Below are 18,524 nucleotides of genomic sequence, written 5' to 3'. Positions count from 1 at the left end.
AACACCACGAGAGCGGAACAGTCAGGCGGAATAGGCCCGACCGTTCACAGCGTCCTCGCTGTGTTATTTCAAAGGAACCTCGACCATCGGTTGTCCGATGGACGGGGTATCAACATATCTGGCGTTGACTTTTGGCACGCTGTTGAGTTCTCAAGGAACGGTCGCTTCCTTTGTACTCACCCTCTCGGGCTTTCCTCCGGGCGCTTCCCTTCGGTCTTGCGTTTCCGACTCTATCAGATCTTTTCTCGATCCGATTTCCTCGGTGCTTTCCAGGTTCCCGCTTCCGCGTTTCCCTTTCCGGCGGTTCCGACTCTATCAGATCCTTTCGGGCCTGATCCCCGGTCAGCGGGGTTTGTCTTTGCGGCTGTTGGGCCGTTCCGACGTTCCCAACCTTAGCGCGTCCTCTCGGCGATTCCAAAATCGACGCCATTGGAGTCGATCAGATCGTCGAGTCCCCATTCGAATTGAATTCGGGCACGCCGAAAACAACCCCGTCGGGATGTCGAGCTAGTGGTTTGGGTGCCGCTGTTGCGGCGGAAGTGCTGTCGAAGAACCGTTACGGCTCTGCGGCAACCCGAAGAACTCTACGGATCCTGCATGGGGCTGTCAAGCGGCCCTGTCAAGATCTTTTCGGCTCGGGTGTCAGTCTAGGTCGGTGAGACGCCCGCCGGCGTCCGGCTGCGCGTGCTCGACCCGGCGCAGCAGGCGGGTGAGCACTTCGCCCAGCGCCGTGCGCTCGTCGGGTGACAGGTCCTGGAGCAGGTCCTCCTCGAAGACCGACGCCAGACGCATCGCCTCCAGCCACTTCTCTCGCCCCTCGGATGTCAGCTCCACGATGACTCGTACGCGGTTGGACTCGTCTCGCTCACGGGTCACCAGAGATTCGGCGACCATGCGGTCGATCCGGTGAGTCATCGCGGCCGGGGTGAGGCCGAGGCGCTTGGCGAGGTCGCTGGGCCCCAGGCGGTAGGGGGCTCCGGAGAGGACGAGGGCCTTGAGGACCTCCCACTCCGCGTTGCTGATGCCGAGGGCCGAGGTCTGACGGCCGTAGGCGACGTTCATGCGTCGGTTCAGGCGGGAGAGAGCCGAGACGATCTGCTCGACCTGGGGGTCCAGGTCCTGGAACTCGCGCTGGTACGCGGCGATCTGCTCTTCGAGGGTCGGCTCGCTGGGGCCGGCGTTGTCGCCCATGGGCGCAGTATCGCATGACCGCTCTTTGCCTTGAAGTCCTTGGATATGTACTCTTTAGCTTCGAACTTTAGTTTCGAAGTCTTCACTCCTAACTTCTGAGAGAGGTGAACGTGACCAGGGCGATGGGCGCAGCGATGCGCCGGATCCACGTGGGCAACGCACTCAGCGCGTTCGGGCTCGGCTTCACGGTCCCGTACCTGTACGTCTATGTGGCGCAGGTGCGAGGTCTCGGGGCCATGACGGCGGGTCTCGTGCTCGCCGTCTTCGCCGTGGCCGCGCTGGTGGTGCTGCCGTTCGCCGGGCGGGCCATCGTCCGGCGGGGCCCGCTGCCGGTGTTGCTCGCCGCCCTGGTCACCGCCGCTCTGGGTGCGCTCAGTCTGGGGATCGCGAGCAGCGCGGCGGCCGTGCTGGTGTCGGCCTCCTTGCTGGGTGCCGGGCAGGCCGTGATGCAGCCGGCGCTCGCGACGATGATCGTGGACTGCTCGTCGGCCGAGACGCGGTCGCGTGCCTTCGCCATGCAGTTCTTCCTCCAGAACCTCGGGCTCGGCGTCGGTGGCCTGATCGGCGGGCATCTGGTCGACACCACCAGCGCCGCCTCCTTCACGCTGCTCTTCGCGATCGAGGCGGCGATGTTCCTGCTGCTCGTCGTGGTGATGGTGACCGTGCGGATGCCGCACGCGCCGCGCATCGAGGACGCGCCCGGGGCAGCGGGCGGGGGCAGCTGGAAGCAGTTGCTGGGCAACCGGGCCATGGTGCAGCTGTGTGTGCTGGGCTTCGTGCTGTTCTTCGCCTGCTACGGGCAGTTCGAGTCCGGACTGAGTGCGTACGGGGTCGAGGCCGCGGGGATATCGACGTCCGCGCTCGGCACCGCGCTCGCCGCCAACACGCTGGTGATCGTCATCGCGCAGTTCGCCGTGCTGCGGTTCGTGGAGCGGCGCCGGCGGTCGCGGGTGATCGCCGCGGTCGGGCTGATCTGGGCCGTGGCGTGGGCCGTCGCCGGGTACGCGGGGCTCGGGCACGGGAGCCAGGAGATGGCCACGGCCGCGTTCGTGTCGACGTACGCCCTGTTCGGGCTGGGTGAGGCGATGCTGTCGCCGACCGTGGCCCCGCTGGTCGCGGATCTCGCGCCGGAGGGCATGGCCGGGCAGTACAACTCGGCTTTTGCCCTGGTCAAGCAGCTCGCGCTGGCCGTCGGGCCTGCGGTGGGCGGGCCGCTGGGGGCCTCGCTGCACGCGCCGTACATCGTGGCGTTCCTGGTGTTCTCCCTGGGGATCTCCGTCCTGGCCGTGCGGTTGGGGCGGCAGCTGACCGAGGTGCAGGACCAGCCGTGGCTCGGCAAGAGCCGGGTCGTGGCGCGGGGTGGGGCGCCCGTTTCCGCGGACGTCTGATCCCGGTTCCCGTCTAGGTGGGCTGGATGCGGGGCAGGGCGAACTCGCACCAGACCGCCTTGCCGCCGCCCGGTGTGCGGCGGCAGCCCCAGTTCGACGCGATCGTGGCGACGATGGCGATACCCCGGCCCGATTCGTCGCCCGGTTCCGCGCGGCGGCGTCTGGGGAGGTGGTCGTCGCCGTCGGTGACCTCGATGATCAGGCGTCTGTCCGTGCGACGCAGGCGCAGGCGCATCGGCGGGGTGCCGTGCTGGAGGGAGTTGGCGACGAGTTCGCTGGTGGCCAGGACGCCCAGGTCGTGCAGGTCGGCGGGGAAGCGCCAGCTGGTCAGGACGCCTGAAGCGAAGGCCCGTGCGCGGGGGGCCGCTTCCACGCCGCCGAGGAGTTCCAGGGCGGCGTTGCGGAAGAGCTCGCCCTCCGCGCCCGCGCGCGCGGGGTGCTGGAGGACCAGGACGGCCACGTCGTCGTCGTGGTCGGGCGTGACGCCGGCCGAGCGGACCAGGCGGTCGCAGACGACCTGGGGGGTGCCGGTCGCGCCGGCCAGGGCGCTTTCCAGGGCGGCGATGCCCTCGTCCAGGTCCGCGTCGCGGCGCTCGACCAGACCGTCCGTGTAGAGGACGGCCGTGGAGCCGGGGGCGAGGGCGATCGAACCCGAGGTGTGCATCCAGCCGCCGGTGCCGAGCGGGGGGCCGGTGGGTTCCTCGGCGCGCAGGACCGTGCCGTTCTCGTCGCGGACGAGGATCGGCAGGTGGCCCGCCGAGGAGTAGATCAGCTTCCCCTCGTTCGGGTCGTGGATGGCGTAGGCGCAGGTGGCGATCTGGTTGGCGTCGATCTCGGCGGCCAGGCCGTCCAGGAGCTGGAGGACCTCGTGCGGGGGGAGGTCGAGACGGGCGTAGGCGCGGACCGCCGTGCGGAGCTGGCCCATGACGGCGGCCGCTCGGACGCCACGGCCCATGACGTCGCCGATGACCAGGGCCGTGCGGCCGCCGCCGAGGGTGATGACGTCGTACCAGTCGCCGCCGACCGCGGCTTCCGTGCCGCCGGGGTGGTAGGTGGCGGCGATGCGCAGGTCGTCCGGCTGTTCGAGCTCCTGGGGGAGGAGGGAGCGCTGGAGGGTGACCGCCGTTTCGCGCTGGCGGCGTTCGCTGGCGCGCAGGCGTTCGGCGGCCTCGGCGTGGTCGGTGACGTCGGTGGCGAAGACGAGGACGCCGCGGCCCTCGCTGCCGCCCTTGCCGTCTCCCTGGGCGACCGGGGTGCAGGTGAACGTGTAGGAGCGGCCGTCGGGGGCCTTGCGGGACTTGACCGTGCGCGGTTTGCCGCTGCGCTGTACCTGGTCCAGGAGGGGGAACAGGCCGAGGCCGTCCAGCTCGGGGAGGGCCTCGCGGGCGCGTTCGCCCAGGGGGCGTACGCCGAAGGCGGCCGTGTAGGCGTCGTTGACGTAGGCGATGCGGTGGTCGGGGCCGTGGACCAGGGCGACGAGGGACGGGACGCGGTCGAGGACCTCACGCACCCGCAGTTCGTCGACGGCGGGTACGGACGGCGACTCGTCGGTCAGTTGTTCGGCACGGGCGGCGGGCACGGAGCTTTCCCCCCGCCGGTCCGGGGAGGCCGTCTGCTCGGTCCGCGCTGCGGCGCGGCGCTGCGTTCCGGGGAGCCGGGCGCTCCAGCGCGTGAAGTTCACGAATCCTTGCCTCGTGTAGTGGTCGGCGGCCGGCACCGGAACCGGCCGGGGCCCCGGAGGGCCCGCACCGGGACGTGGGGTGGCACGCCCGCGGTGGTGGACCAGTCTGGCAGTGCGCGGACCGGACCGACATCCGTCAGACGCCGGGCCGGCCGGTGGAGTTCCTGGGTCCGGTCAGGACGACCCCTTCGGGTTGTGCGGGGGGTCCTGAGAAGGCTTTCCACCGGCCGCGAGTTCGAACTCCGCCCGGGGGTGTTCGAGTGAACCCAGCGAGACGATCTCCCGTTTGAACAGGCCGGCCAGGGCCCATTCGGCCAGCACGCGCGCCTTGCGGTTGAAGGTGGGCACGCGGCTGAGGTGGTAGGCGCGGTGCATGAACCAGGCGGGGTAGCCCTTGAGCTTGCGTCCGTAGACGTGGGCGACGCCCTTGTGCAGGCCCAGGGAGGCGACCGAGCCGGCGTAGGCGTGTTCGTACGTCTCCAGGGGTTCGCCGCGCAGGGTGTGCACGATGTTGTCGGCGAGGACCTTGGCCTGGCGGACGGCGTGCTGGGCGTTGGGGGCGCACTCGCGGCCCGGTTCTCCAGCCGTGACGTCCGGGACGGCGGCGGCGTCTCCCGCGGCCCACGCGTGCGTGGTGCCCTCGACCGACAGTTCCGGTGTGCAGGTGAGGCGTCCGCGGCCGCCTCGCGGCAGGTCGGTGGCGGCGAGCACCGGGTGGGGTTTCACGCCAGCCGTCCAGACGACCGTACGGGTGGGGAAGCGGGCTCCGTCGCTGAGGGCGGCGACCCGGTCGGCGCAGGATTCGAGGCGGGTCTTCAGGCGGACGTCGATGTTGCGGCGGCGCAGTTCGGTGACGGTGTAACGGCCCATCTCCTCGCCGACCTCGGGCAGGATGCGGTCCGAGGCCTCGACGAGGATCCACTTCATGTCGTCGGGCTGGACGTTGTGGTAGTAGCGCGCGGCGTAGCGAGCCATGTCCTCCAGTTCGGCGAGTGCCTCCACGCCCGCGAAGCCGCCGCCGACGAAGACGAAGGTGAGGGCCGCGTCGCGGATCGCGGGGTCGCGGGTGGAGGAGGCGATGTCCATCTGCTCGATGACGTGGTTGCGCAGGCCGATGGCTTCCTCGACGGTCTTGAAACCGATGCCGTGGTCGGCGAGGCCGGGGATCGGCAGGGTGCGCGAGACGGAGCCGGGAGCGAGGACGAGTTCGTCGTAGGGCAGCCGCTGTCCGCCGGTGCCCTCCTCCTGGGTGGCGAGGGTGGTGACGGTGGCGGTGCGTTCGGCGTGGTCGACGGCGGTGGCCTCGCCGATCAGGACCCGGCACCGGTCGAGGACGCGGCGCAGCGGCACGACGACGTGACGGGGTGAGATGGCGCCCGCCGCGGCCTCGGGAAGGAACGGCTGGTAGGTCATGTACGGGTCGGGGGTGACGACCGTGATCTCCACGTCACCCCGGTCCAGTTCCCGTTTCAGTCTGCGTTGCAGGCGCAGGGCCGTGTACATCCCGACGTAGCCACCACCGACAACGAGAATGCGCGCACGTTCCTTCACCATCCCATGACGCACCCGACGCTTGAGTTTGTCCACAGCCTCGACGCATTGTGTGACCGGAGCGGGAGAGCGCGCGGAGTTGGCCGGAATCCAGACCTGCTGCACATATGTGCAGGTCAGGATGGGTGGTGCGAGGGGCGCACGGGGGCACATTCAGGACGTAAACGACCCGTACTCCGATCGGTGGGCGCTCCGTGCGGAACGTGCCCCTTCTGAATTGACTCCCTCTCAACTATGTTCGTGTGTCGACGGGGTGTAGGGGGATGTGCTCACCGGGTCCGCGACGGGCGGGCCCGCGGACCTGAGCCGTTCTCCGGCCCCGGCATCGAATGGCGGGGAGTCTCCGGGGGGAGACGTCATTACCGGGGGAATGCTTATGCATGTTCAGGACTCTCATTGGTCACCGGCGTCCGCGGTCGCGGCGGGTGGCATGACGATGAGCGCGGCGGGCAACGGACGCGACGTGTCGCGGACGACGCCGCTGCGCGTGGACGCACAGCGCAATCTGGAGCACGTGCTGCGGGCGGCGCGCGAGGTCTTCGGCGAGCTGGGGTACGGCGCGCCGATGGAGGACGTGGCGCGGCGCGCGCGGGTCGGCGTGGGCACGGTGTACCGGCGGTTCCCGAGCAAGGACGTCCTGGTGCGGCGGATAGCCGAGGAGGAGACCTCCCGGCTGACCGACCAGGCGCGTGCGGCGCTCGGGCAGGAGGACGAGCCGTGGTCGGCGCTGTCGCGCTTCCTGCGGACGTCGGTGGCCTCCGGTGCCGGGCGGCTGCTGCCGCCGCAGGTGCTGCGGGTCTCGGTCGAGGACGGCTCCTCGGGCCCGCGGGTGCCGCAGCAGCGGACCCAGCCGGGCGGGACGGAGCTGCGGCTGGTGCCGGACCAGCCGGTCGCGGTCGCCGCGCTGCCGGCGGTCGCGGGCGAGGACGACGCGGGGACGTCGGCGCTGCTGGAGGTCGTCGGCCAGCTCGTGGACCGGGCGCGTGCGGCCGGTGAGCTGCGGGCGGACGTGTCGGTGTCGGACGTGCTGCTGGTGATCGCCACGGCTGCGCCCTCACTGCCGGACGCCGCACAGCAGGCGGCCGCGTCGGCCCGGCTGCTGGACATCCTGCTGGAGGGGCTGCGCTCGCGACCGGCGTGAGCCACTCCCTCCGGGTCCCGGCGGGGCCTGAGGAGGGCCTGAGGAAGAGGGAAGCCTTCCCCGAACGAGTGACGGCTAGTACTGCCGTGCGGCAAGTGCCCACGGATGAGTGATGGTCCGAACTCCGGGGGTCTGACCAAAAGCCAATATGGCACGCTGACCCGGTGGTCTGGACGGGTTGGGCGGCTGGCGGGGGCTTTCCGCGATGAGCGTTGACGGTCGGGACGAGTCGAGCGGCAGTGGGAGCGGCGACGCCTCGGCCGGCGACGCGGTCCCGCCGCAGGTGCCGGGCCAGGGCGGCCGCGCGAGCGTGCCGCCCGGCGGGCACCCGGCGGACGGCACGGTCCCGGCCCAGCGCGACCGGCGCGAGGACGGCGTCCTGCCGCCGCCGCGTGAACTGCCGCCGTCTGACGCCGACCTCATCGACCGGATGCGCTCGGGCGACGACACGGCGTACGAGGAGCTGTACCGGCGCCATGCACAAGCCGTGCGCCGGTACGCCCGCACCTGCTGCCGTGACGCCCACACCGCGGACGACCTGACCGCCGAGGTCTTCGCCCGCATGCTCCAGGCGGTGCGCGGCGGCGCGGGCCCCGCGCACGCCGTGCGCGCCTATCTGCTCACCTCCGTCCGGCGCGTGGCCGCCTCCTGGACGAGGTCGGCGCGGCGCGAGCAGCTCGTCGACGACTTCGCGGTGTTCGCCGCCCAGTCCGCGCGCGGGCCCGACGTGTCCGACGACGACACGCTCGAACTGGGCGCGGACGTACGGGCGATGCACCAGGCCGAGCAGTCCATGGCCATGCGGGCCTTCCGGTCGCTGCCGGAGCGCTGGCAGGCCGTGCTGTGGCACACCGAGATCGAGGACGAGTCGCCCAGCGAGGTCGCCACGCTGTTCGGGCTGGACGCCAACGGCACCCGCGTCCTCGCCAGCCGGGCCCGCGAGGGCCTCAAGCAGGCCTATCTCCAGGCGCACGTCAGCGCCACGCTCACCGGTGACGAGGAGTGCGCGCGCTACGCCGACCAGCTCGGCACCTACGCCCGAGGCCGGCTGCGCACCCGGGCCGAGCGGGGGCTGCGCAAGCACCTGGACGAGTGCGCGAAGTGCCGGCTGGCGGCGCTGCAGATCGAGGAAGTGGCCGGCGGCATCCCGGCCGTCGTGCCCGTCGCGGTCATCGGCTGGTTCGGGGCCGCCGGGTACGCGAAGGCGGCCGGGCTCATCGCCGGGGGCGCGGGAGCGGCCGGTGCGGCGGGAGCGGCGGCGGCTGGTTCGGCCGGCGGGGCGGCCACGGGAGGCGGCGGTTCGGCAGGCGGGGGCGGTGCGGCGGTCTCCGAGGGGATCGGTGCGCCGGTGAAGGCCGGTATCGCGGCCGGTGTGGTCGCCGTGGGCGCGGTGGCGGCGGTGGTGATCGCACTGGCCGGCAACGAGAAGCCGGAGCAGGAGGCCGAGGGCACCCCCCGGCTCCCTCCGCCGTCGTCGGTGGTGCGCCCGGGGGAGCCCACGCCCACCCCCTCGCCGTCCTCCGCACGGCCCGGGCCGGACCCGCGACCGCCGGGGATCGTGCCGGCGCGCGCCCAGACGCCCGCGCCGGAACCGAGCTCCAGGACCAGCCCGAGTTCGGACCCGGCCCCGGACCCGGACCCGGACCCCACGCCGACCCGGACCCCCGCTCCACCGCCCGAGTCCCCGAGGCCGACACCGCCTCCGGCCCCCACCCCGACGCCCACTGCCCCACCGCCCCGGCCCGCCCTGGCCGTCTACCAGTGGAGCGAACTGTCGTACGACATCAACGGCGACGGCACGGAACCCGAGATGCGGATCGGTTCGAGCAGCTGGGTCTGGAAGCGGTCCGGCCTGTCGGTCGGCGCCCAGCGGTATGCGCACGGCGTCACCGTGCACGGCCGCTCGTCCGTCACCATCGACCTCAACCGCCCCTGCTCGTCGTACGACGCGCTCGTGGGGGTGGACGACATGACACTGCGGCTCGGCAAGGTGTACTTCTCCGTCTACGCCGACGGGGCCCGGCTGTGGCGGTCGCCGCTGGTCGAGGGCGGTGACCCGGCCGTACCCGTCCATGTGGACCTCGCCGGCCGCAGCACGGTCCGGCTGGTGGTGGAACCGCGCAGCGCCTTGGACGACCTGATGCCGGTGGACTGGGCGGAGTCCAGGTTCACCTGCGGTTAGCCCGCGGTGGAGCGGCTCACACGTATGCGCTGCACGCCTCGTCCAGCTCGCGCAGGACGTCGTCCGCGGTGAGCTCCGTGCCCCGTGCACGCTCCGCCTCGCACCGGGCACGGCCCAGTGCGGCGCGGACGGCGGCCTCGGCCCGCTCCACCGGGGCGCGCTCCGGCAGGGAGCGCGGGCGGCCGGACCGCCAGTGGTCGGCGGTCCCGAGCAGCCGGGCCGCGCGCGGGAAGTCGCCGAGGTCGGCCAGCAGCCCCGCCGCGCCGTCCGCCACCGTGGCCCGGATGACGTCCGAGCAGCGCTTGTCCACAGCTTCGTGCAGGGCTTCGGTCGTCATGGGCAGCGCGGACCGCGGGCCGGACTCCCGAGCCGTGATCGCGGCGTCGAGCAGGAGCAGCATCACCATGAAATGGGGCGGCGGAGTGCCGGTGCCGGTGTTCGCCCGGGCCTCCTCGCACCACGCGCGCGCCCGCTCGGTGTGCCCCTCCTCGAACGCCATCTGGGTGCGCATCAGCAGGATGTACGCCTTGGAGTCCCGCACGCCGTACCGTTCGGCGGCGGCCGTGGCCTCGTCCAGCGACGCCGACGCCGCCACCCGGTCTCCCCGGCGGTAGGCGATCTCGGCGAGCCGGGCGATGAGGAACGGCGACTCGGCGTAGGCGCCCACCTCGTAGGCGAGCCGCAGGGCCTCCTCGTACTCGCCCTCGGCGTCCTCGAAGCGGCTGCGCGCCATGTCGGCCTCACCGGCCGCGCTGCACACCTGGGCGCGCAGCCAGCGGTCACCCACGCGGCGGCTGAGGACCCGCAGCTCCGCCAGGTCCTCGTCGACGCCCTCCAGGCCGCCGGGGCCGTCGACGACCGTGTGCGCACGGAACATCAGGGCGACGGAGACCTCCCAGTCGCCGCCGTACACACGGCAGTTGGCGACGGCCGCGTCCAGCACGGACCGCACATCGCTCTGGTCGCCCAGGAAGGAGGAGAGGATCGGGCAGACGAGCCCCGGGATACGGGCCGCGTGCGGGCCGCCTCCCCGGTAGTGGGCCCACACCCGCTCCATGTAGGGCAGCCGCTCGGCGGCGAACGGCTCCATGGGCGCGACTTCGGTCATGAAGAACAGATGCAGCAGACGTACGTCCATCCGCACGGCGTGCAGCGGATGCCCAGCCTCCCCGTCCGGCGCGGCGAGGAAGTGGTCGATGTGCCCGGGCAGCCGTGGTTCCCCACCGGACGGCTCACCGCCCCCGATGTCCAGGGCCACGCCCAGCCGCAGGGTCCGGTCGAGCCACTCCATGCCCTCGTGGCGGTAGTTGCGCAGCCACCAGAACCAGCCCATGGCCAGGGCGAGGGCGGCGGCCTCCGCCTCCTTGCCGGCGGCGAGGGCCCGGTCGAGGGCCGCGCGGATGTTGTCCAGCTCGGCCTCCAGACGGGAGATCCACGGCAGCTGACCGGCGGAGCGCAGCAGCGGTTCGGCCCGCTCGGCGAGCGCACGCGCCCAGGCGCGGTGCCGCAGCTCGGCGGTGGCGCGCACCCGGGGGGTGTCGGCGGCACGCTCGACGGCGTACTCGTGGATGGTCTCCAGCATGCGGTAGCGCATGCCGCAGGAGCCGCCTTCGGCGCTGGGGGCCGCCACGACGAGGGACTTGTCGACGAGCGCCCCGGTCAGCTCGGCGGCGGGCCCGGAGCACACCGCCTCGGCCGCCGCGAGGTCCCAGCCGCCCGCGAACACGGACACCTCGCGCAGCATCGTCCGCTCGGCGTCGTCGAGCAGGTCCCACGACCAGTCGACGACGGCACGCAGGGTCTGCTGGCGCGGCAGGACCGTGCGGCTGCCGGAGGTGAGGAGGCGGAAGCGGTCGTCGAGGCGGTCGGCGATCTGCCGGGGGGTGAGCAGCCGGAGCCGGGCCGCGGCCAGTTCGATGGCGAGCGGCAGCCCGTCCAGCCGCCGGCAGATCTCCGCCACCGCCTGCTCGTCGTGGAGCACGGCGTCCGCGTCGGGACGGACGGCGGCGGCGCGCTCGGCGAACAGCCGGCGGGCGTGATCCGGTCGCAGGGGCTCGACCGGACGCACCGACTCACCCGGCACGCCCAGCGGTTCACGGCTGGTGGCCAGGATCGTGAGCCCCGGGCAGCGGGTCAGCAGGGTCTCGGCGAGGCGGGCGGCGGCGCCGATGACGTGCTCGCAGTTGTCCAGGATCAGCAGGAGGCTGCGCGGCGCGCAGAACTCCACGAGCAGGGCGACGGGGTCGTCCTGCACGGCGGTGAGCTCGCTGGTCATCAGCACCGTCTCGCGCAGTCCGAGCGCGCTGACCACCGCACCCGGCACTGCCTCCGGCCGGTCGAGCGGGGCGAGCTCGGCCAGCCATGCCTGCGGGAGCCCGGCGGCGGCTTCCTCGGCGAGGCGGGTCTTGCCGGAACCGCCCGGTCCGGTGAGGGTGACGAGTCGGGCCCTGTGCATCTCGGAACGGATGGCGTCGATCTCGGGTTCCCGGCCGACGAAAGAGGTCAGGCGCGGACGGATGGTCCCGGGGCGCAGGCGCTCGTGCTGCGGGGGAGCGGGCGACGGCTCGCGTTCCGCCGTCGCAGTCGGGCCGAGCAGCTCGGCGTGGAGGGCGCGCAGTCGGGGCCCGGGGTCGGTGCCGAGGCCTTCGGCCAGGGCGCTGCGGGCCGTTTCGTACGCGGCGAGGGCGTCGGCGTCCCGGCCGGTGTCGCGCAGGGCGCGGATGAGGAGGGCGTGCAGCGGCTCGTCGTACGGGTGTACGGCGGTCAGTTCGCGCAGTTCCGGTACGACGTCCCGCCCGCGGCCGAGCCGTATCCGGGCCTCTGCCCTGGCCCGGGTCGCCTCCAGGCGCCGCGCCTCCGGGCGGGTGGCGGCGGAGCGGTCGGGGAGGTCGGCGAGGGCGGGGCCGTGCCAGAGGGCGAGGGCGGCGTCGAGGCGCCGTTCCGCGAGGGCGGGGTCGTGGCCGGCGAGGGCGTCCGTGCCCTGCTGGACGAGACGTTCGAAGACGTGGAGGTCGATGTCGTCCTCGCCGGCCGCGAGCCGGTAGCCGCCGGTCTCGGAGGTGACTGCGTCCTTGCCGAGGGCTCTGCGGAGCCGGCCGACCAGGGCCTGGAGTGCGGCGGGGGCGTCCTGGGGCGGGTCCTCGGCCCAGACCTCGTCGATCAGGGTCTGCGGGGTGGTGACGCGGGAGGGGCGCAGGGCGAGGGCGGTGAGCAGTGCGCGGAGCCGGGGGCCGCCGAGGGGTACGACTGTGCCGTGCTCGTCCTCTGCCGTGGTGACGCCCAGGATTCTGTACCGCACGGGGTCATTGTCGCCGGGGTGGGGGCGAGGGGCGGGGGGTTTTCCGTGCGGGGCGTGGCTCCGGGGGTCTGGGTGCGGGGGCTCGGCGTTGTCGCTGGTGCCGGGTGGGCCTGCAACCCGACTTAGCGGGGTGTCGGCGCTGGTGCTGAGGCCGGGTGGGTCTGTTCACCGGGCGGAACGAGGTGCCGGCGTTGGTCCTGGTACCGGGTGGGCCCGCAACCCGGCGGAACGAGGCGCCGGCATTGATCCTGAGGCCGGGTGGGCCCGCAACCCGGCGGAACGAGGCGCCGGCATTGATCCTGAGGCCGGGTGGGCCCGCAACCCGGCGCTACGGGGTGCCGCTGCGCCCACCCGTGCCGCCCCAGCGGCACGCATGCCCGCAGCTCGGGCGGGTCGGGCAGCGCGGGCGGCTCGGGTGGGGCGGCAGGTGCTACACCCGCCCCCCGCCGGCCCCCGCCCCCAACGCCCCTCGCTGTGGTGCGATCCCCGCCGGTACCGCCCGCTGCCTCGCCGGTGTCCCCGTCCAGCACGTGCCGCGGCGGGACAGCAGGCGGCGCAGCCACAGCTCCAGGGAGACCAGATCCGCGAGGCCGTCCAGGGGCAGGGGTTCACCCGCCGCCGCGCCGCGCAGCGCCTTGCGGACCACGCGGGCCTCGACCAGACCCGCCTCCGCCAGCAGCGGGGTGTCGAACAGGGCGACGAGGGAGTCCGCCGCCACGCGCAGCCCCGTACGCTCCGCTGCCGCCTCCGTCGCCTGGGTCGGGGCGCCCCAGCCGGGCGGCAGCTCCCGGACACCGGCCCCTTCCAGCACCGTCCGCAGGATCGCCGCCCGCGCCCCCGGCCGCACCCGCAGCGCCTCGGGCAGCGCCCGGGCGGCGCGGACGACCTGGTTGTCGAGGAACGGCGCGTGCAGCCGCTGGAAGCGGACCTCCGCGGCCTGCTCCAGCACCCGTAGATCCGCCGCATGACGTGCCAGCGCCGCACGCGCGCGGAAGTCACCCGGCCGCTGCCCCGGACCCACCAGCTCCGAGCGGTGAGTCGACGCCTGAAGGCGAACCGATACTTCAGCGAGTGCTTCACCGGTCAGCCAGCGCGCCGCCGGCCCGGGTCTGCCCCAGGTCAGCGCGGCGAGCGAGGCATCCAAGGCGCCGCCGGGCGCGTCGAGGCCGTCGTCGGAGCGGGGGTCGACCAGACGCTCGGCGAGGGACTCGACGCCCGACCGGTACGGCGTCCGGGACAACCGCCGCGCCGCCGCGTACACCCGCGCCGGCACCAGCACCGACCCGTCGGCCTTGGTCAGGGCGGCGACCGGCCGTACGAGATGACGCCGTCGGCGGTCCATCAGCAGGTCGGCGAGGCGCGCCGGGTGGGCGTCCAGGACCTGGCGCGCACCGTAGCCGGTGAAGTGGTCCGCGCTGCCCGCCGCCAGCCGGGCCCGGTGACGCGCCGCGGACACCAGGCACGGTCCGGGCTCGTCGGTCAGCGGCCCGTCCAGGTCGGCGTACGGAAGGGTCTCCTCCCCGCCCGCCACGACGACGTGGTGCAGCCGCGGGTTCGCCGCCAGCGCGCCCGCCCGCTCCAGCTCGGCCTCCCGCCCGCCGACGGCGAGGTCGTTGAACGTGACGGCGAGCAGCCGCTCGCCCGCGCCCGTGCCGTGCCCCAGCACCGTGCCCGGCATCCCGGGCAGGCCCGCGGCCAGTAGCGCCAGGGCACCGGAGGCCGGTCCCCCGGAGAGGTCCGCGCCGATGCCCGGCACCGGCATCCCGCGCGCGGCCCGCCGCTCTGCGGGACCCATGCCGGGCACCGGACCCGGGTCTATGTCCGCCCCGGGGACGTGCCGCGGCGCGGACAGCCGCGTCCGTACGGCCTCCACGAGCGCGTCGCGCACCGCGTCGACCGCGCTGTCGGGATCGGCCGGAGGCGCCGCCACGGCCAGCGAGGCGACGGGCTCGTACCCGGCGATCTCGCGCGCCCCGGCGCGCAGGATGAGGGCATGCCCGGGCGGAATGCGCTTCACGCCGTCGTACGGCGTCGAGTCGTGCAGCGCGGCGGGCACGTCCGGGGCGGCCAGCAGCGCGGCGAGGTGCCCGAAGTCCAGGTTGGCCTCGATGAGGTCGGCCAGCGGCAGCGCGGCGGTCGCGTAGGCCGTGCCGCCGGCCCAGGGCGTGTGGAACACCGGCCGCGCGCCCGCGAGATCGCCGCAGACGGTGATCCGCCTGCCGACCTGGACGATCGCGGTGTAGCTGCCCGGCCAGGCGGTCAGGTGCCGGAGCGCGCCGCCGCGCGCGGCGAACAGCGCGACGCGCAGCTGCTCGTCGGTGGCACCGCAGATGCCGAGGACGGCGATCCTGGTCCGCTCGTCGGCCTTCACGACCCGCACCTCGTCGGGACGCCAGTCGCCGACCGCCCACAGCGGATCGGGGTCGCCCCACAGGAGTTGGGAACCCACCGGGTGCAGCGTCTCACCCTCGCTGCCGGTGGCCCCCGCCGAACCGGCAGCGACGGCTCCCGCGGCGGTGCTGCTCCACCCCACCAACCACCGCATCGCCGCCTCCACAGGCTGTGGACAACCAGTGCACCGTACGAACCGGTTCACCATGCTGCCATGAAGGAAGCGTTCCAGAGGGTGCCGACGCCGCTTGCGCTCCGCCGAATGCGCCCCGGCGGAGCCGCCCACACCCTTTCGGGACCCCGAACACCCGCACGTCCATGACGAGTCGGGCACGAACGGCAGTCGGAGTCGACGGCGGCCAGGACGGCGGAAAACGAAGGGACGGCCAAGAAGCAAGGCGTACCGGCGACATGTCTCCGGTACGACTGCGACGCGAATGCGCCCCCGGAACGCGCCCCCATCACGCCCGGCGCGCCCTCAACTGCCGTGGTAGGAGGCTTGATACGCCATGGCAGGCGGGGTCGCTTTTCAGCCAAATCGATAGCGCGCGGACAGCCTCGAACACGCTCCGTACAGGCTGCGCGTCCTGCCACCCGGTCGCGCAGTCCGGGAGACGGAGCACGCCTCCCGGACCGTTCCGCCGCCCGCGGGGATGTAGGCGGCGGTGTCCCCCAGCCCACTGGATCCAGTACAGCGGGCCGACCCACGCAATGACCATGGAACCGCTCCCGCGGTGGCCGGAGAAGAGCGCACGGACAGGCGCACGGCCACACAGTGGGAGCACGTCGCAACAGCCCGTATCTGAACCGCACTTCAGTACGGACCACAATCCCGCCAACCGGAACAATGCCCCTTAACGCTTGGGATGCGGCGAACTACGCTGGGTTTACGAATGCCGCATGGTTATGCCAGCGCGGCAGCCGTCTGTGTCGAGGGGTGGCGCATGTCCAGGGAGCAACGCGGGCCGAACGAAAAACTCGGCGCCGTTCTCGCCCTCGCGGGAATCTCCAACGCAGGCCTCGCGCGACGCGTCAACGACCTTGGCGCCCAGCGAGGACTGACACTTCGCTATGACAAGACGTCGGTGGCGCGCTGGGTGTCGAAGGGCATGGTGCCGCAAGGCGCCGCTCCGCACCTGATCGCAGCCGCCATCGGCCAGAAGCTCGGCCGCCCCGTGCCGCTCCACGAGATCGGCCTGGCGGACGCGGACCCCGCACCCGAAGTCGGCCTCGCCTTCCCGCGGGACGTCGGTCAGGCGGTGCGGTCCGCGACCGACCTCTACCGCCTCGACCTCGCCGGCCGCCGGGCCGGCTCCGGCGGCATCTGGCAGTCGCTCGCCGGTTCGTTCGCGGTGAGCGCATACGCAACGCCCGCCTCACGATGGCTGATAACCCCGGCCGACAGTTCGGTCGCGCGTGACGTGGGCCCCGGCGAGGGCTCCGGCGCACCGCTCAAAGTCGGCCACAGCGATGTGCAGAAGCTGCGGGAGGCCGCCGAGGACGCGCGGCGCTGGGACTCCAAGTACGGCGGCGGCGACTGGCGTTCGTCCATGGTCCCCGAGTGCTTAAGGGTGGAGGCCGCCCCGCTGCTGCTCGGCTCGTACTCCGACGAGGTCGGCCGGGCCCTCTTCGGCGCCTCCGCCGAACTCACCCGGCTCGCCGGCTGGATGGCCTTCGACACGGGCCAGCAGGAAGCGGCCCAGCGCTACTACATCCAGGCCCTGCGCCTGGCCCGGGCGGCGGCGGACGTCCCCCTCGGGGGCTACGTGCTGGCCACCATGTCCCTCCAGGCGACCTACCGCGGCTTCGGTGACGAGGGTGTGGACCTCGCCCAGGCCGCCCTCGAACGCAACCGCGGCCTGGCCACGGCCCGCACCATGAGCTTCTTCCGCCTCGTGGAGGCGCGCGCGCACGCCCGCGCCAACGACGCCCCGGCGGCCGGCGGCGCCCTGAAGGCGGCCGAGAGCTGGCTGGAGCGCGCCCGCCCCGGCGACAACGACCCGAGCTGGCTCGGCTTCTACTCCTACGACCGTTTCGCCGCCGACGCGGCCGAGTGCTACCGCGACCTCAAGGCACCCCGGCAGGTCCGCCGCTTCACCGAGCAGGCCCTGTCGAAGCCGACGGAGGAGTTCGTCCGCTCGCACGGCCTGCGCCTGGTCGTCTCGGCGGTGGCCGAACTGGAGTCGGGCAATCTGGACGCGGCGTGCGAGCAGGGGGTGCGGGCGGTGGAGGTCGCCGGGCGGATCTCCTCGGCCCGTACCACCGAGTACGTGAAGGACCTCCTGCACCGGCTGGAGCCGTACGGGGACGAGCCCCGGGTGGTGGAGCTCCGTGAGCGCGCACGGCCGCTGCTGATGGCACCGGCATAGAAAGAGCAGGTGTGCCGTCCGTTCCGCGTTTGAGGGCATTGTCAGTGGCGCAGTGCACTATCGAGGCGGGAGGTGGTGCGCGTGCGGAACACATACGACTGTGACGTGCTGGTGATCGGCGGCGGAATCGTCGGGCTGTCGACGGCGTACGCCATCACCCGCGCGGCACCGGGCACACGTGTCACCGTCCTGGAGAAGGAACCGGGCCCGGCCCGCCACCAGACCGGCCGCAACAGCGGCGTCATCCACAGCGGCATCTACTACCGCCCCGGCTCTCTCAAGGCGCGCTACGCGGTGCGGGGCGCGGCGGAGATGGTCAAGTTCTGCGCCGAGTACGGCATCCCGCACGCCGTCACCGGCAAGCTGATCGTCGCCACCGACCGCGCGGAGCTGCCCCGCCTGCACGCCCTCGTACAGCGCGGCCGGGAGAACGGGATCCCGGTCCGGGAGCTGGGCGCGTCCCAGATCGCGGAGTACGAGCCGGAGGTGCGGGGCCTCGCCGCGATACACGTCGGCACGACGGGCATCTGCGATTTCGTCGCGGTCGCCCGCCGGCTGGCCCACGGCTCGGGCGCGGAGATCCGCTACGGCACCCGGGTCGTGCGTGTCGACCGGCGCCCGGAGCGGGGGGTCGCCGTGCTCACGGCCGCGGGAGACGTCGTCCGCGGGCGGGTCCTGGTGAACTGCGCCGGTCTTCAGTGCGACGAGATCGCCCGGCTCACCGGGGACGACCCGGACATGCGGATCGTGCCGTTCCGGGGTGAGTACTACGAGCTGGCCCGCCCGGAGCTGGTGCGCGGCCTGGTCTACCCGGTGCCCGACCCGGCGTTCCCGTTCCTCGGGGTGCATCTCACGCGGGGTATCGACGGGGGCGTCCATGTCGGCCCGAACGCGGTGCCGGCGCTGGCCCGCGAGGGCTACGGGTGGGGCACGGTCCGTCCGCGCGAGCTGGGCTCGACCCTGGCCTGGCCCGGCTCCTGGCGGATAGCCCGCCGGCACTGGCGGTACGGGGCGGGCGAGCTGCGGCGCTCCCTGTCCAAGCGGGCCTTCACGGAGGCGGTGGGCAGGCTGCTGCCCGGGGTGTCGGAGGACGACCTCGTCCCGACGGCCGCAGGCGTGCGCGCACAGGCGGTTCTCCGCGACGGAACCCTGGTCGACGACTTCCTGATCCGCGAGGGCCCTCGCACGGTGCACGTCCTGAACGCACCGTCCCCTGCGGCCACGGCTTCCTTGCCGATCGGGCGGGAGGTGGCACGCAGGGCGTTGAGCGCGCTGTGAGACTCACAGGTGCCGGGCATTGCCGCTGAGGCCGGGTGGGTCCGCAGCCCGGCG

Annotated in this window: 10 protein-coding genes; 5 read left to right on the top strand and 5 right to left on the bottom strand. The window is 73.1% G+C overall.

Annotated elements, in window-relative coordinates; genetic code table 11:
- Positions 1-642: 642 nt before the first annotated feature.
- Positions 643-1,191 carry a MarR family winged helix-turn-helix transcriptional regulator gene (locus GTY56_RS08085; protein ID WP_161363941.1) on the bottom strand — a complete coding sequence of 183 codons (549 nt, stop codon included), beginning with the start codon at positions 1,189-1,191 and terminating at the stop codon, positions 643-645.
- Between the two features lie 122 nt (positions 1,192-1,313).
- Here GTY56_RS08085 and GTY56_RS08080 point away from each other — a divergent pair, with 122 nt between their 5' ends.
- Positions 1,314-2,579 (top strand): MFS transporter, encoded by a 1,266-nt coding sequence (locus GTY56_RS08080; RefSeq protein WP_161363943.1) that lies wholly within the window; start codon positions 1,314-1,316, stop codon positions 2,577-2,579.
- Positions 2,580-2,592: 13 nt separating this feature from the next.
- Here the strand turns inward: GTY56_RS08080 and GTY56_RS08075 are convergent, their stop codons facing one another.
- Both GTY56_RS08075 and GTY56_RS08070 read right to left on the bottom strand, forming a co-directional pair.
- Positions 2,593-4,260 carry a SpoIIE family protein phosphatase gene (locus GTY56_RS08075; protein ID WP_161363940.1) on the bottom strand — a complete coding sequence of 556 codons (1,668 nt, stop codon included), beginning with the start codon at positions 4,258-4,260 and terminating at the stop codon, positions 2,593-2,595.
- A 174-nt stretch (positions 4,261-4,434) separates the two neighbouring features.
- Positions 4,435-5,814, bottom strand: coding sequence for an NAD(P)/FAD-dependent oxidoreductase (locus GTY56_RS08070; protein WP_161363938.1), 1,380 nt, complete (start codon positions 5,812-5,814; stop codon positions 4,435-4,437).
- 373 nt (positions 5,815-6,187) lie between these two features.
- Between GTY56_RS08070 and GTY56_RS08065 the strand changes: the two genes are divergently transcribed.
- Entirely contained in the window at positions 6,188-6,952 is a 765-nt protein-coding gene (locus GTY56_RS08065) for a TetR/AcrR family transcriptional regulator (protein ID WP_161363935.1), read from the top strand.
- A 205-nt stretch (positions 6,953-7,157) separates the two neighbouring features.
- The gene (locus GTY56_RS08060; RefSeq protein ID WP_161363934.1) at positions 7,158-9,134 is read left to right on the top strand and encodes a sigma-70 family RNA polymerase sigma factor; all 1,977 of its coding nucleotides are present in this window, start codon (positions 7,158-7,160) and stop codon (positions 9,132-9,134) included.
- A gap of 16 nt (positions 9,135-9,150) precedes the next feature.
- Here GTY56_RS08060 and GTY56_RS08055 read toward each other — a convergent pair whose 3' ends face one another.
- Positions 9,151-12,432, bottom strand: a complete 3,282-nt coding sequence (locus GTY56_RS08055; RefSeq protein ID WP_161363931.1) for a BTAD domain-containing putative transcriptional regulator — start codon at positions 12,430-12,432, stop codon at positions 9,151-9,153.
- Positions 12,433-12,862: 430 nt separating this feature from the next.
- A complete protein-coding gene (locus GTY56_RS08050) occupies positions 12,863-14,977 on the bottom strand; it encodes an asparagine synthase-related protein (RefSeq protein WP_161363929.1) in 2,115 nt (704 codons plus the stop codon).
- Positions 14,978-15,767: 790 nt separating this feature from the next.
- On the opposite strand from GTY56_RS08050, the gene GTY56_RS08045 reads away from it, so the two are divergent.
- Together GTY56_RS08045 and lhgD are read left to right on the top strand one after the other, a co-directional pair.
- Positions 15,768-17,192 carry an NsdA family TPR-like regulatory protein gene (locus GTY56_RS08045; protein ID WP_033314299.1) on the top strand — a complete coding sequence of 475 codons (1,425 nt, stop codon included), beginning with the start codon at positions 15,768-15,770 and terminating at the stop codon, positions 17,190-17,192.
- A 72-nt stretch (positions 17,193-17,264) separates the two neighbouring features.
- On the top strand, positions 17,265-18,470 hold the full coding sequence (gene lhgD, locus GTY56_RS08040) for an L-2-hydroxyglutarate dehydrogenase (RefSeq protein WP_161363927.1): 1,206 nt from the start codon (positions 17,265-17,267) through the stop codon (positions 18,468-18,470).
- Positions 18,471-18,524: the final 54 nt, after the last annotated feature.

This window comes from Streptomyces sp. SID5643 (assembly GCF_009872555.1).
Taxonomy (GTDB): Bacteria; Actinomycetota; Actinomycetes; order Streptomycetales; family Streptomycetaceae; genus Streptomyces; species Streptomyces iakyrus.
Note: the sequence above shows the minus strand (reverse complement) of the source record. Positions and strands in the feature narration are given on the sequence as shown.